Here is a 14671-nt window from a genome sequence, read left to right as displayed (position 1 = left end):
CGCTGCCGCAGGCTGCGAAAAGGGCCGAAGGACCTTCAGCGGTCTCAAGCCCCCTGCGCCCGCTGCGCGGTCGTTCGCAGCCTGCGGCAGCGGCTACAAGAAGCAGCGATAAATAGGAGCAACCGTAAGCTTCAAGCGGCAAGTCAGATCAACAGCCATCTGTGGATACAAAAGGTCGTTTCAGGCTACACATATCGGGTTGACCGCCCTCTCACTGCTCCCTATCCTCGCGCCTGTCACGACTCATTCGTGATCGGGTTTGACGGCTCGGTAACACTTTCAGGACGCATAGTTCCTCGACTCTGCTTGCGCTCTTCTGCGCTCGCAAAAAAGTCTTATGGCGACTGTGCGTGGGGCATCTTCGGATGCGCCGGGTTCCTGAAACCGGTCCGTCAACCTGCGTACAGTTGCCACCCAACTCGTTTGACGGCGATCAAGTGGCAGCTCTATTTATTTCAGGAGCAACACACCATGACGGACCGTATCGCGCTAACCAGCAACGAATCCTCCACTCCGACCCTGTTTATCGACACCCGCGCGCCTTTGGACGAACTGCATGCCAGCGCCGCCTACCGCATCCTCGCGGTGACTCAACTGATGGAAAGCATCGTGCACATGGACAACCGCCACGCCGATGCCACCGACCTGACGCAGATCGCCCACGCCAGCGCCATTCTATTGCGCGATGGTTGTGATCTGCTGGACGTGTTGGGGCGGCGGATTCGTGGCAGTCAGTACCTGAACTAAAACGCCCTGTGATCGTTCCCCTTCAAACGCGGGGGAACGATCGGCACGCCTGTCCCCTCTCCTTCATCTAGAACCCGCCTCATCGATCACTGCCGTCCCCATCTTCGCCAGAAGATGCGCAGCCCTGTTGTGGGTGGCAGCCGTGCGCGGATTGGTCGACCGGAGATACAGGAACCCGGCAGGGACGCAGCCCTTCCACGCACAGCTGCCATTGCACGAATGCGCAGGCGCACAACCCACCTGCCATAGCGAAATGGGGCGCTGCTGCAGCTGCATCAAAACGGGTTACCAAGCGGAGGTGTGGCAGCTGCGTGCAGGTTGGTAAACCGGAGATACAGGAACCCGGCAGGGACGAGCCCTCCCACGCACAGCTGCCATTGCACAAGTGAAATGCGGCGCTGTTGCGCCTGTATCAGAACGAGTTACCAAGCCCGGCGCTGAATGTGCTGCGACGCTCAAAGGCTAGTCCGGGTTCGACACGCAGCAACGACGAATGCGTCGCAGTTTATGTCCAGGCCAAGGGAGTTTAGGAATGTTCAGGATGGCGGCACGCCGAGGAGGCGGGGTAGCAGTCATGATCATGAGAAGCGTCGTATTTATCCATTCAACGGTCTTCCATGCTTGGCCAGGATTTTTTCCAACGAGGCTTTTTCGTCGAAGATCGGTATGTCTATGCCTTCCAGTCTTGAACTGCTGACAAAGTTTTTAAGCTTGTTCTTTTCGAAACGCTCATAAGGATCAAACGCAGGACGAGCAGCGCATTTCGACAACAGGGACAAAGCGCCTCTAAGTTCTGCAACATTCCTGGCGCACATCCTGAAGCCGATTCTTTTTGAAACTTCATTGCGCACGGCCGGATAGGGCAACGCATCAATAAGCACGCGTTCGCACTCTCGCCCCTCTTCTGCGAGGGCACTCAGACGCTTTAATTTCAAAGATAAAGAGCTCCAGCCATTTGCCCCTAACTTCAAATGAAGCTGAGTTTCGACAAAGCGTTTGACCTCAAGAAACGTCCCCAGCTTCTTCAGATCGCTGATCTGTGCAGTTTGCAAAATCTGCTGCAGTGATACGTCCATCATCGCCCCATGATTGATGCCAAAGCCCGGAGATTATACACCTCATAGATCGCCACCACGGGCATGTCTCGTCCTTGGCACCAGCACTCTTCAAAGTCGAAAGCGGAGCCTCCCCCTTCAGCTAGCATTCGCCTCGTTCGATGTTTGTAGCCCTGAGAGCCTGAGCATTTTCCAGTCCCGGTAAAGGTGTTCCAGGAATGGATAGATGACCCCGGAGCATGCCAGCCACCTGCTCGGGCGGGCACCAGAGTGGACCACATGATGTCCACTATCGGCATAAATCCGCTTTAACAGACCTTCTGTTGTCCCTAACGCCCCCATCAAAACCTGGCCTGTGGATAACGTCACAACAGCCATCCTCCATCGCCAACCCCACCTACGCTTAGGTAGGATGTCCCCTCCTTTTCCCCGAGGCTCACCTCATGTTCATCGGCGTTCTGCTGGTCATCACCTGGCTGATCCTGCTTCTGCGCTACCCCGCCAAAGCCCTTCCCGTGTCCCTGGCCGCTGCGTTCGGCCTGGCCCTGGTGGCCTGCTGGGTGGTCTGGCTGGACAACCGCGAAGCCCAGCAACTGGCGCGCCTGGATCTGCGCCTGAGCTACGCCCCCGAACACTGCCCTGCCGACCGCCCGCTGCAGGTCAAGCTGAACAACGGTAACAAGGTGCCCCTGATCGAACTGCGCTGGCGGGTCGCCGCCTACGCGCCGGGGGACACGGTCAACCTCGCCGACAACCAGTACAGCGCCCCGCGCTACCGCGGCCCCGGCGAGTTGCAGGCCGGCGCCAGCTGGGAAGACTGCCTGCCGCTGCCACCGCTGCGCTCGGGCTATCGTCCGCAAACCCTGGAGTTTCGTGCCGAGCGTTTGCAAGGTAGCTTCTCCGACTGATTTCCTCTTCCCCCTCACAGCACAAGGACCGCGCCATGCCCGTAGCGTTGATCACCGGTTGTTCCAGCGGCATCGGCCGCGCCCTGGCAGATGCCTTCAAGGGCGCCGGTTTTACCGTGCTCGCCAGCGCCCGCAAGGCCGAGGACGTCACTGCCCTGCAAGCCGCCGGTTTCAAGGCCGTGCAACTGGACGTCAATGACGGCGCTGCCCTGGGCGCCTTGAGCGAGGAGATCAACCAGCAGTACGGCGGCCTCGATGTGCTGATCAACAACGCCGGCTACGGCGCCATGGGCCCGCTACTGGATGGCGGCGTGCAAGCCATGCAGCGCCAGTTCGAAACCAACGTGTTCTCGGTGGTCGGGGTGACCCGGGCGATGTTCCCGGTGCTGCGTCGCAGCCGCGGCCTGGTGGTGAATATCGGCAGTGTCTCCGGGGTGCTGGTGACGCCGTTTGCCGGCGCCTATTGCGCCTCGAAAGCCGCGGTGCATGCCTTGAGCGATGCCCTGCGCATGGAACTGTCGCCGTTCGGCATCCGGGTCATGGAAGTGCAGCCCGGGGCCATTGCTTCAAGTTTTGCCAGGAACGCCGGGCATGAAGCCGAACAGCTGCTCAACGAACAATCGCCCTGGTGGCCACTGCGCGAGGGCATCCGCTCCCGGGCCAAGGCCTCCCAGGACAAGCCGACCCCCGCCAGCGAGTTTGCCGCCGGCTTGCTCAAGGCCGTGCAACAGGACAAACCGCCACGCCTGCTGCGCCTGGGCAATGGCAGCCGCGCCTTGCCGCTGCTGGCCAACCTGCTGCCCAAGGGTTTGCTGGAGAAGGGACTGATGAAGCGGTTTGGCCTGACTCGCAACCTCTAAAAAAAGTAACCACCACGCTCAGGGAAAGCTGAGCGTGCCCGCCCCCCGCTGTCATGCTGATAAATCTGTAGCGCCACACCGTCTGCGCCCGTTCACGGGCAAGAGGGCTGATGCCCCCTCCCCCGTCCTGGCCCCTTCAGCGCCTCCGGCCCCCTGCTCGACCGCAGGCGCGCCAGTGCGCCTGCGCCTCTTAAAAAATCGATACAACTCAATCCTATAGAACACTCGACTCTGTTTATTTCTTGCAAGTTCACCATTTCAAAACAGCAAGTACATTTCTTACATATAACTAAGATATTTCTCAAACTATCAATTCAGAAATTACAAAAAAAATCCTGTGCTAGGTTTACGGGCAGGCGAGTTCAACATTACTAAAATCGCAAAAAACCAACCACTTCAATATTGAAATCAAATAAATAGTTAAGGACAACTAGGATCATGAGAAAGATCGCAATCGTAGGGATGTCTTGCAATTTACCTGGAGATATCAATGACTTAAGAAAATTACTAAGCGCACTTAGAGAACGCCGAGTTACCGCCGAAACGGTCCCTAAAGACCGTTGGGACATGGCGCGCTATTACTCTATCGATGAGACTTCAAAGGGTAAGGCCTACGTAGAAAAAGGAAACTTCCTAAAACACGATATTCGCTCAATGGATGCCGAGTTCTTTGACTTACCAGCAAGTGTCGCGGAGAACATTGATCCACAGCAACGTTTATTGCTTGAACTAACCTGGGAAGCTTTCGAGAATGCCGGCCTGAACTTGCCGGCACATTCAGGTCGTAAAGTCGGGGTCTATGTCGGCGGTTTCATGCTGGACCAAATGGTCACCATGACCCACTTCGCCAACCGCACCCGACAGAACGCCAATACCCCCAGCGGGATGATGATGACGATGCTGGCCAACCGGCTGTCCCACGCATTCAACCTGCGTGGCCCTAGCCTGTCGATCGACACCGCCTGCTCCTCGTCGCTCGTCGCCTTCAGCTACGCCTGCAACGATATCTGGTCCGGCGAGTGCGACATGGCGGTGGTAGGCGGTGCCAACATCATGACGCGTCCCGAGTACCCCATCGGCATGTGCAAGGGGCACTTCCTCTCTCGCGATGGACAATGCAAGTCATTCGATGCCCGTGGCGACGGTTACGGCCGCGGCGAAGGCGGTGGCGTGGTGATCATCAAGGCCCTGGAGCAAGCGTTGCTCGATGGCGACACGATCCTGGCCACGGTGGAGGGCGCCGGCGTCAACTCCGACGGGCGTACCCCGGGCATCTCGCTGCCCAGCGCTGAAGCCCAGGGCGCCTTGATCCAGGACGTTTGTACGCGTTTCGACATTGATCCGGCTCAGGTGCGTTACGTCGAATGCCATGGGACGGGAACCGCGGCAGGCGACCCGATCGAGGCACGCTCCATCGGGTCGGTCTATGGCAAGGGCCGCAGCGGCGACGACCGGGTGGTCCTGGGCTCGATCAAAAGCAACATCGGCCACCTTGAGGCTGGTGCCGGCATCGCCAGTCTGATCAAGGCAGTACTGACCCTGCAACATCGCGAAGCATTCGAACTGGGCAACCTGGAAACGCCCAACCCCGACATTCCCTTCGAAGAATGGGGAATTCGACTGGCCGCCGGGCCCATTCAACTGGCCGAACCGGGCGAAGCCTTTCTGGTAGGCATCAACTCGTTCGGTTTCGGCGGCACCAATGCCCACGTGGTGCTGCGTTCCGCGCCGGACCCTGAGCCTGCCGCCCTGACCGCCGCGGCCCGCAGCCAAGACGCGCCGCTGTACCTGCCCTTCTCCGCACGCAGCCCCGGTGCGCTCAAGGAGCTGTCCCACCGCTACAGCGAGCGTCTGCAGGCGAGCAACGTCGAGCTGGACGACATCCTGCACTCCGCCGCATTCCACCGTGCGCCCCTCAATCATCGGGCCGTGGCCATCGGCCGGGATCGGCAGCAGTTGCATCAAGCGCTCAGCGAGTATTGGCAGCACGGGCATTGCGATCAGGTCATCACCAGTCGCCGCACGGCCCAGGGCCAGCCCCTGCCGGTCTGGGTCTTCACCGGGATGGGGCCACAGTGGTGGGGAATGGGCCAGGAGCTGTATCGCAGCGAGCCGGTCTATCGCGACGCGGTGGATACCGCCGACCGACTGTTCCAGAACGTCTCCGGGTTCTCGATCGTTGCCCAAATGCTCAAGAGCAAGGGCGAGTCACGCATTACACAGACGGCCTTCGCGCAGCCGGCGAACTTCATGCTTCAGTGGGGGCTGGCGGCGATGCTGTCTGCCGCCGGGGTCAAGCCCGGGGCCATCGTCGGCCACAGCGTTGGCGAGGTCACCGCAGCCTGCGTGAGTGGCGCGTTATCCCTGGACGATGCGGTGCGCGTCATCCATGAGCGCAGCCGGTTGCAAGCGACCACCGCAGGCACTGGCAGCATGCTGGCGGTAGGCATCGGCCAGAAAGAGGCGCAGGCATTGCTGGCTGATTACGAGGGGCGCATCGAAGTCGCGGCGGTCAACGGGCCAAACATGCTGACCCTGTCGGGGGAAACCGCGGCCATTGAAGCCCTGGCCCAGACACTGGAAACCCAGGAAATCTTCAACCGCCTGCTGACAGTCGAAGTGCCTTATCACAGCTACCTGATGGCGCCGATCCTGGATGAGCTGACCGCCGCCCTGAGCACCATCAGTGCCTGCCAACCCTCCATCCCGCTGGTCTCGACCGTGACCGGGCGCTATGCCAGCCAGGGCCAGTACGGCACCGACTACTGGCAGCACAACGTGCGGCAACCGGTGCATTTCTACCCAGCGATCCAGACCTTGCTCGACGATGACTACGTCACCTTCGTCGAGATCGGCCCGCACCCGGTCCTGGCAGGCGCCTTGCGCGATTGCGCCAAGGTCCAGGCCAAGGAGATCCGCCTGGTCGAAACCCTGCGTCGCGAAGAACCGGAACAACAGCGCATGCAGCGTGTGGTCGCCCAGGTGTTCGCCAGTGGCTGCGACATCGACTGGCAACCACTGAACGGCCGCGGCCGCTTCACCGACCTGCCTAACTACCCATGGCAACGCGAACACCTTTGGCTTGAGAGTGAGCGCTCCAATTACCTGCGCATCGCCTCGACCCAAGTGCCCATGCTCGGCTACCGGCACTATCCGGCCAACGACACCTGGCTCAACGACCTGGATCACCAGGCCCTGGCCTACCTGAAGGAGCACGTGGTCTCGGGCGTCTCGATCATGCCGGCGGCAGGCTATGTCGAAACCCTGTTGGAGGCCGCGGCCGCGCTGTACCCGGACAGCCCGGGGCTGCGCCTCTCAGACCTGGAGATCCGCGCGCCGCTGGTGATTGCCAACAACAATCCTCTGGACTACGTGTCCACCTACTCCCGCGACAGCGGTCGGGTAACCCTCAACAGTATCGAGAGCGGCAGCATTGGCGCCGGTCAGGTCCACGCCGTCGGGCGGGTCGACGCACTGGCCACAAGCGAGCCTCAATCGCTTGACATTGCCGGGCTCCAAGCCTCGTTCGGCGGCGAATGGGACCCCAAGGTGTTCTATCGCGAGCTGTCGCGCATCGGCCTCCAGTACGGACCGATGTTCCAGACCATCCGCTCGATCCGCGCCGACGCCAAGACCGGCCGGGCCCTGACCTTCATCGAGTGTTCAAGCGAACTCTCGAACCAGGGCTACCATGCTCATCCAACCGTTCTGGATGCCTGTTTCCAGTCATTGGTCGGCCTGCTGGAAGACAGCGACACCACCTATCTACCCACCGGTTTTCGCGAGCTGCGCCTGCTCGCCCCCGCGTTGCCCACACGTTGCTGGTGCCAGGCGGTAAGGACAAGTGCGACGGCTGCCTACGTTGAGTCCGACCTGACCATCACCGATGAACATGGCGTGGTCGTTGCCCAGATCAGGGGGATGCGCGTCACAGCTGTGCCCAACGCGCCCGGGCGCACCGACAAGTTCGGTGACCCGGTCAAACTGCAAATGGCCCGCTATGAATGGGCGGATGCCGGGACCCCACCCGAACCCAAGCGACTGGGTAACTGGCTGGTCGTCGAGGACGGTGCTTCCCGCGATCTGGCCGACCGTATCGTCGAGGACTTCCACAACGCCAGTGTCTCGGTCAGCGCCCGACTGCGTACCGGCCCCCAGGAGCGGGCCGATGGCCTGGAGATCAGCGTGCCCCTCGAGTCGGCCGCCATCGAGCGAGCGCTGGGGCGCATGGGCCCATTGGCCGGCGTGGTCTTCGTCCACGGCGCCCAGGCCCGCCTGGACAGCCAGGACCCAACCGGCGCCCAGGCACTGCTGTTGATGATCGAGGTCAGCCGCTGCCTGGCCAGGCTTGAGCTCGAACAGCGGCCCAGGGCCTATGTGATCACCCACAACGCCTTCAAGATCATGGACAACGACGCACCGGTGCAACCGGCGCAAACCGCGTTGGCCGGATTTGCCCGGGTCGCCTTCAACGAAATCGAAGGCGTGCGCTTCAGCAGCGTCGACCTGCCCGCTACGCCGTCCGCCGTGGACATCAACGCCTGCCTTCGTGAGTTGATGTGCGACGCGCCACAGGATGAAGTCGCCATTCGCCAGGGTCGTCGCTTCAGCAGCCGGCTTGAAGTCCAGCCGTGGTTGGCCGACGCCCTGGTGGAGGAAGTTGCTCTGGCGGGCACGGATAGGGCGGTCCTGGTCCGTCCCGATGAAGACGACACTAGCCTTGGCAGCGTGAAGCTCATCGAAACCCCACGCGAGCCCCTGGGCGCAGATGACATCGAGCTCAAGGTCCAACGCGTAGTGGTATCCAAACACGACCTGCAGGCAGCAGGCCATCCACCCTCCGGCCAGCACTATATCGAGCTGCTCGCCACCGTTACCCGCACCGGAGCCGAGGTTACCGACCTGCATCCTGGCCAACGGGTCTGCGGTCTTGCCCCCTTCACGTTCAGCAGCCACCTGCGCGGTCCGCGATCAGCCTTCCACCTGACCTCGCTGAGCGACGAGCAATGCAGCGACCGATTGCTGCTGGTAGCCGTGCGTGACGCCATCGCCCAGCACCTCATTGACCAGGCCGGTCTTGAGGCCGGCCTGTGTGCGCTGATCGAGGCAGATCCACTGGGCCTGGCCATCGATGCCGAACTCCAGCGCCGCGGCGTGCGTACCGTGCTGATCAACGTGCCCGACAGCAATGCCGCAGTCGCCAGCACGGTCATCACCGCCACTGGCAGTGCGCTGGACGCCGCCGTATGCGAACACACGGCCGGCCAGGGTTTTGACGCCATCATCGGTTCGATGCCGCGTTGGGATCGGCTGTACGGCTGGGAAGCGCTAGCCCGGGGCGGTGTGCTGATTGACACCGAAAAAACTGCACGCGCCTTTGCCCTGCCCGGCAATGCAGCCTCTCTGGTGCGCGCCGACCTGACATTGATCAGCCAACGGGCGCAGCTGTTCGCAACCTCCCTGCGCACGGCCGTGGAGCGCACCCGCCATGCTCAGGTCCCGGTCATCCCCAGCCTGACGATTTCCCTGGCCGACCTGGCCACGAGAAAGCTGTCAATGCTCGACAACGTGGATGTTCCGATCCTCATCGATTTTGATGAAGTGGAGAGCCCCCTCAAGGTCCAAGTCATGGAGACGATGTCCTTCAGGCCGGATGCCTCCTACCTGGTCACGGGCGGTTTCGGTGGCTTTGGTCAGAAAACCAGCCGCTGGCTGGTGGATCACGGCGCACGACATATCGTGCTCGCCGGGCGCAGCGGCGCCGATACTCCCGAGCGCCAGGCCTTTGTCGAAGAGCTGCGCCAGCAAGGCGCGAACGTGCTGGCCCTGGCCTGCGATCTGGCCGATGCCAGTGCCGTGCGCGACCTGATGGGCACCATCGCCGACAGCGCTGCGCCCCTGCGGGGTGTGTTCCACCTGGCCACGGTGATCATCGATGAGGCGATCCTCGAACTCGATCCTGCGCATTTCCTTCAGGTCATGCAGAGCAAGGCGCAGAGCGCGCTATGGCTGCACCAGGCGACGCAGGAAATCGAGCTCGACCATTTCGTGCTGTTCTCGTCCTTCGCCGGGTTGATCGGCAACAGCAAGCAAGCCGCCTATGTCAGCGCCAACAGCTTCCTTGACGGCCTGACCTGGCATCGCCGGGCGCTGGGTTTGCCGGCACTGAGCATCAACTGGGGCGCGATTTCCGATACCGGCATCATTGCCCGCGATGAAAAGCTCGAACAGTTCATGCGCTACATGGGACTGCGCGGCATGGAGACTCGCGAAGCACTGCAGTGGCTGGAACGCGCAATGCGGCGGGATATCACCCAACTGGGCATTTCCCTGGTCAGCAGTTGGGCTGATTGGGCGCGGTACGAAACCCTCAGCCAGCAATCGCCACGTTTCATCGAGCTGATCGCCTCCGATGCCGAGGCCAGCAACGACGCCAGTGAACGCCTGCGGGAGGAAATCGTCGCGCTGCCGGAGACGGAACGCTTCGCGGTGCTGTCAGGCCTGATCGTGTCGTTGATCGCCGATGAACTGGAAACCAGTGCCGACACGGTTTCGATCGACAGACCGATTCTCGAGTTTGGTATCGACTCACTGATGGCGGCGGAGATTCAGGTGGTGCTGAAAAACAACCTGGGGATCAGCGTCTCGGTGATCGAGATCCTCAACAACCTGACGATTCGCGGCATGGCCAACGATGCCCTGGCCAACATGGGACTGAGCGACGATCTCGATGCTCTGCCCTCGACAACGGTTCAGGCACAGGAGCGACAAGCATGACTACTCACCTGCATATCGAGCGGCTGCGTGCCCAGTTGTTGGGTAAACAGGGAACCGCCAGCGTCGGTGCCGCGACCGGCCCGGAGCAGGGCCCACGAGCGACCCCGGCCAAGGTCAAAGTCGGCCCCGAACACTACGACTTTGCCTACTTCCCGGAGCTGCGCGAGTTCAGCAACACCCAGTGGTACTACAACACCCAGGGCTATGAATGGAACATGTTCCGCCAGCACCTGGGGGCATCCAGCGCCGTGGTGGAGATGGATGGGCGGCAACTGATCAACTACGCCTCCTACAACTACCTGGACTTGCTGGGCGATCCGCGGATGCAAGACGCCGCCAAACAGGCCGTGGACGCGTTCGGCACTTCGGCGGGCTCGGGAAGGATCAACATGGGCGAGATCCCGATCTTCACCGAGTTCGAGCAACTGATCAGCCAGACACTGGGGGTCGAGGATGCGGTAATGGCGGTCAATGGCTATGGCGCCAACGTCGCGACCCTGGGTTATCTGGCCCGCCGCCAGGATCTGGTGATCTATGACGAGCTGATCCACAACAGCATGCTCATGGGGGCCAAGCTCAGCGGCGCCCGGCGCCTGACCTTTCCCCACAACGACTATGACGCCCTGGAGCAACTGCTGGTGGAGCACCGCCAGCACTACGAACGGGTGCTGATCCTGACCGAGGGCGTCTACAGCATGGACGGGGATATTCCGGATATCCCGCGCATGATCGACATCAAGCGCCGCCATCACGCCCTGCTGATGGTGGATGAAGCCCACTCGATGGGAGTGATCGGCCCCCGCGGGCTCGGCGTGGTCGACTACTTCGGCCTCGACGGTGCGGACATCGACATCCACTTCTCGTCCATGAGCAAGGCATTCGCCACGGTGGGAGGCTACATCGCCGGGCGCAAGGAGCTGATCGCGATCCTCAAGCACTACGCGCCGGGCCTGTTGCTGTACACCGCCGCGCCCACGCCGGCCAGTGCCGCCGCCGGCCTGCAAGCGTTGCGCATCATGCACGCCGAGCCGGAACGGGCACGGCGGGCGGTCAGCAATGCCGGCTACTTCCGGACCCAGGCCCGGGCAGCCGGTTTGGATACGGGCTTGAGCCATGATTCGGCGATCGTGCCGATCATGATGCCCGACGGCGAGACAGCGGTATGGACCACGGCCCAGCTGTTCGAACAGAACATCTGCACCTTCCCGATGATCTTTCCGGTGGTCCCGCGCAACACCGAACGCCTGCGTTTCTTTATCAGCGCCGCCCATACCCGGGAGCACATCGACCGTACCGTCGAGCTGCTGGTCGATCTGCGCAAGAACGCTCCCGCGAGCAAGGGGTTATTTTGAAACAGATACGTTTTGATCGATTCGGTCTGCCTTCCCGCGTGGCCTATTGCGTCGAGGTTGAGGACCCGGGGCCACCTTCGCCCTGGGAGGTGCTGGTCGAGGTGCAAGCCTGCGCGCTCAACCCTGCCGATCTCGCACGCCTGTCGGGCCGCTACGGTGAATTGCCCCAGTTGCCCGCGACCCTTGGTCTTGAGGCCATTGGTCGGGTGATGGCCTGTGGCGCCTCGGTCGACCAGCTGTGCGAGGGGGACCGGGTGATTCTGCTCGGCAACGAAAACTGGTGCCAGCAGCGCCGCATTGCCGCCTCGCTGGTGCACAAGTTACCCCCGGAACTGGACCCGCTGCAGGCCGCCTCGCTCAAGGTCAGCGCCTGCACCGCCATCGAACTGCTACGCCGGCAGAGCCAACTGGGGCCGGGGGCCTGGGTCATCCAGAACGCGCCCCTGTCGAGCGTCGGGCGGGCGGTGATGCAAGTCGCCCGGCATGACGGTTTGCGCACGCTGAATGTCGTCCGTCGCCCCGAAGCGGTGAGCGAAGTGCTCGCGGCCGGCGGCGATGCCGCAATCCTGGCCGGTGACCGATTGGTGCAAGAAGCCAAGGCCACCATGGGCTATGCCCTGGGGGGGCTGGTGCTGGATGCCGTGGGTGGTGAAGGCGTTGCGCCCCTGGGAGAACTGCTGGAGCCGGGGGGCACCATCATCCAGTACGGCATGCTTTCAGGACAACCGACCCAACTGGCCTGCGAGGATGTGATTTTCCGCGACATCAACCTCAAGGGCTTCTGGCTGGCCCGCCATCTGGCCCAGGTGTCCCATCAACATCGGGATGGACTGATGAGCGAAGCCACCGATTTGCTGGCCAAGAAGGTCCTGCAAGCGCAGGTGGCAGCGACCTACACGCTGGACGAAATCACCGCGGCACTGCGGCACTTCGAAACCCCGGGACGCAGGGGTCGCGTCTACCTGCTGCCCAACGGGCCGGTTCAGCACCTTTACAGTGGAGGTCACCAGGATCATGGATGAAGTCAGCCAACGGCATGCTCCGCACGCCAATCCGCCCTCCGTGGATCAGGTGCCGCTCGTGCGACTGCGCAACCTGGGCAAGCGCTATGGCGACGTCATTGCGTTGCATGACATCAACCTGGACATCCCCTGCGGAGAAATGCTCGCCATCGTCGGGCCCTCGGGCAGCGGCAAAACCACGCTGCTGAACCTGATCGGGCTTCTGGACAAACCCTCATCCGGGCAAATCGAGCTGCAGGGCCACAGCGTGACCCAAAGCACCTCGGCGCACTATGCACAGCAACGCCTGCGCACCATCGGTTTCGTTTTCCAGAGCTTCAACCTGATCCCGGTGCTCGACGCCCTGGACAATGTGCTGCTGCCCTTGCGAATCGCCGGCCGTATCAGCGCGCAACAGCGCCAGCGCGCCTGCCACTTGCTGCAAGAGGTCGGCCTGGCCGGGCATCTGCACCAGCGCCCGGACAAAATGAGCGGCGGCCAGCGGCAACGGGTCGCCATTGCCCGAGCCTTGATCGCCCAACCACGGCTGGTGATCGCCGATGAACCGACGGCCAGCCTGGACAGTGAAAACGCCCATGCCGCGATGCAGTTGTTCCAACGGCTCAATCGCGGTTATGGCGTGACCTTCGTTTTCTCGACCCACGATGAGCGGGCATTGGGCTACATGGACCGATGCCTGAGCTTGTGCGACGGGCGAATCATCAAGCAGGTTCAGTCATGCACTCATTGATACTCGCGCTGAAAAACGCCTTCCGCAACGGACGACGAACCCTGGTCACGCTGCTGGCCATCGCCTTTGGCCTGGCGGCAATCAACCTGTTCAGCGGCTATGTCGCCAATGTCTACAAAGGGCTGGAGGATCTGGCGGTGATGGGCGAGCGCCTTGGCCACCTGACCCTGACCAAACGTGGCTTCTGGCTCGAAGGCAAACTCGATCCGACGCCGTACCTGATCGCTCCTGAAGAGGCGCAGCGCATCGAGAACGTGCTGCGCGCTGCGCCGCACATCAAACATGTCTCGCCCAGGCTGAGCCTGAACGGACTGGCCTCCAATGGCCGCGCATCGACCATCTTCATCAGCGAAAGTATCGCGCCAGAGGACGACCAGGCCCTGGGCGGCTCGGCTCTGGGCTACTCCAACGGTCAACTCGATGCCCGGAATGAAATGGGGGTCGCGGTGTCCTCGGACCTCGCCAAGCTGTTGAACCTGCAACAGGACACGGTGTTCAGCCTGCTGTCGAGCACCTTCGACGGACAGGCCAATGCCGTGGACGCCATGGTCACCGACGTGTTCAACACCGGCACCGCCAGTACCAACGACAAGTTCATCCTGCTGCCCCTCAAGCTGGCCCAGGCGCTGCTCAACACCGACGCCATCGAACGCTTTGTCGTGGTACTCGATGATGCCGGGATGACCGAGACCATGGGCGAGCAATTGCAGGACAAGCTGCGGGCCGCAGGCATCGACGTCGAGTTCAGAACCTGGAAACAACTGTCGAACTTCTATACCCAGGTCAAAAGCCTGTTCGACGTGATCTTCTCCTTTATCGCCTCGATCGTTCTGGTGATCTCGGCCATGAGCGTCGCCAACACCATGTCGATGGCGGTGGTGGAGCGCACCCGCGAAATCGGCACGCTGCGGGCCCTCGGGCTTTCGCAGAATGGGGTGATCCGGCTGTTTGCCCTGGAAGGTTTCTGGATCGCCGCCTTCGGTTGCCTGCTGGGACTGGTCCTGACCCTGGTGGTGGCCCTGGGGATCAATCTCGCCCAGATCGGCTACATCCCCCCGAACCTGTCCACAGAAGTACCGCTGCAGGTCGATCTGGACTGGCTGCGCATCGTCTCGACCGCGCTGGTGGTCACTGTGTTCGCCGTACTGTGCGCCGCCTATCCGGCGTACAAGGCCACGCGCCATGAAATTGTCGACGCACTCACATTCGTTTAGTCGGCC

General features: G+C 61.9%; 9 protein-coding genes. 8 read left to right on the top strand and 1 reads right to left on the bottom strand.

Annotated elements, in window-relative coordinates; translation table 11 throughout:
- The first annotated feature begins 471 nt into the window (after positions 1 to 471).
- On the top strand, positions 472 to 747 hold the full coding sequence (locus PFZ56_RS10950; protein WP_110596418.1) for a short-chain dehydrogenase: 276 nt from the start codon (positions 472 to 474) through the stop codon (positions 745 to 747).
- A gap of 596 nt (positions 748 to 1343) precedes the next feature.
- Here the strand turns inward: PFZ56_RS10950 and PFZ56_RS10945 are convergent.
- Positions 1344 to 1823 (bottom strand): YhfG family protein, encoded by a 480-nt coding sequence (locus PFZ56_RS10945; RefSeq protein ID WP_170001118.1) that lies wholly within the window; start codon positions 1821 to 1823, stop codon positions 1344 to 1346.
- 422 nt (positions 1824 to 2245) lie between these two features.
- Here PFZ56_RS10945 and PFZ56_RS10940 point away from each other — a divergent pair, with 422 nt between their 5' ends.
- From PFZ56_RS10940 to PFZ56_RS10910, 7 genes are all read left to right on the top strand, one after another.
- Positions 2246 to 2710, top strand: coding sequence for a multidrug transporter (locus PFZ56_RS10940; RefSeq protein ID WP_102878445.1), 465 nt, complete (start codon positions 2246 to 2248; stop codon positions 2708 to 2710).
- A gap of 35 nt (positions 2711 to 2745) precedes the next feature.
- Positions 2746 to 3570, top strand: a complete 825-nt coding sequence (locus tag PFZ56_RS10935; RefSeq protein ID WP_110652295.1) for an SDR family oxidoreductase — start codon at positions 2746 to 2748, stop codon at positions 3568 to 3570.
- Between the two features lie 438 nt (positions 3571 to 4008).
- Positions 4009 to 10347, top strand: coding sequence for an SDR family NAD(P)-dependent oxidoreductase (locus tag PFZ56_RS10930; protein ID WP_394304635.1), 6339 nt, complete (start codon positions 4009 to 4011; stop codon positions 10345 to 10347).
- Positions 10344 to 11699, top strand: coding sequence for an aminotransferase class I/II-fold pyridoxal phosphate-dependent enzyme (locus PFZ56_RS10925; protein ID WP_102878442.1), 1356 nt, complete (start codon positions 10344 to 10346; stop codon positions 11697 to 11699). The genes PFZ56_RS10930 and PFZ56_RS10925 overlap by 4 nt, the downstream gene beginning before the upstream one ends.
- Entirely contained in the window at positions 11696 to 12721 is a 1026-nt protein-coding gene (locus tag PFZ56_RS10920; RefSeq protein ID WP_170001120.1) for a zinc-dependent alcohol dehydrogenase family protein, read from the top strand. Before PFZ56_RS10925 ends, PFZ56_RS10920 begins: the two co-directional genes overlap by 4 nt.
- Positions 12714 to 13451 (top strand): ABC transporter ATP-binding protein, encoded by a 738-nt coding sequence (locus PFZ56_RS10915; RefSeq protein ID WP_170001121.1) that lies wholly within the window; start codon positions 12714 to 12716, stop codon positions 13449 to 13451. The genes PFZ56_RS10920 and PFZ56_RS10915 overlap by 8 nt, the downstream gene beginning before the upstream one ends.
- Positions 13439 to 14665 carry an FtsX-like permease family protein gene (locus tag PFZ56_RS10910; protein ID WP_102878439.1) on the top strand — a complete coding sequence of 409 codons (1227 nt, stop codon included), beginning with the start codon at positions 13439 to 13441 and terminating at the stop codon, positions 14663 to 14665. The genes PFZ56_RS10915 and PFZ56_RS10910 overlap by 13 nt, the downstream gene beginning before the upstream one ends.
- The last annotated feature ends 6 nt before the right edge of the window (positions 14666 to 14671 follow it).

Source organism: Pseudomonas danubii (assembly GCF_042980055.1).
Taxonomy (GTDB): Bacteria; Pseudomonadota; Gammaproteobacteria; order Pseudomonadales; family Pseudomonadaceae; genus Aquipseudomonas; species Aquipseudomonas danubii.
The sequence above is the reverse complement of the archived record's forward strand: the minus strand, read 5'-3'. Positions and strand labels throughout refer to the sequence as shown.

Excerpts from the sequence above, each read along its gene's own strand:
- PFZ56_RS10950 (WP_110596418.1), top strand. The coding sequence starts at position 472 with ATGACGGACCGTATCGCGCTAACCAGCAACGAATCCTCCACTCCGACC.
- PFZ56_RS10945 (WP_170001118.1), bottom strand. The coding sequence starts at position 1,823 with ATGGACGTATCACTGCAGCAGATTTTGCAAACTGCACAGATCAGCGAT.
- PFZ56_RS10940 (WP_102878445.1), top strand. The coding sequence starts at position 2,246 with ATGTTCATCGGCGTTCTGCTGGTCATCACCTGGCTGATCCTGCTTCTG.
- PFZ56_RS10935 (WP_110652295.1), top strand. The coding sequence starts at position 2,746 with ATGCCCGTAGCGTTGATCACCGGTTGTTCCAGCGGCATCGGCCGCGCC.
- PFZ56_RS10930 (WP_394304635.1), top strand. The coding sequence starts at position 4,009 with ATGAGAAAGATCGCAATCGTAGGGATGTCTTGCAATTTACCTGGAGAT.
- PFZ56_RS10925 (WP_102878442.1), top strand. The coding sequence starts at position 10,344 with ATGACTACTCACCTGCATATCGAGCGGCTGCGTGCCCAGTTGTTGGGT.
- PFZ56_RS10915 (WP_170001121.1), top strand. The coding sequence starts at position 12,714 with ATGGATGAAGTCAGCCAACGGCATGCTCCGCACGCCAATCCGCCCTCC.
- PFZ56_RS10910 (WP_102878439.1), top strand. The coding sequence starts at position 13,439 with ATGCACTCATTGATACTCGCGCTGAAAAACGCCTTCCGCAACGGACGA.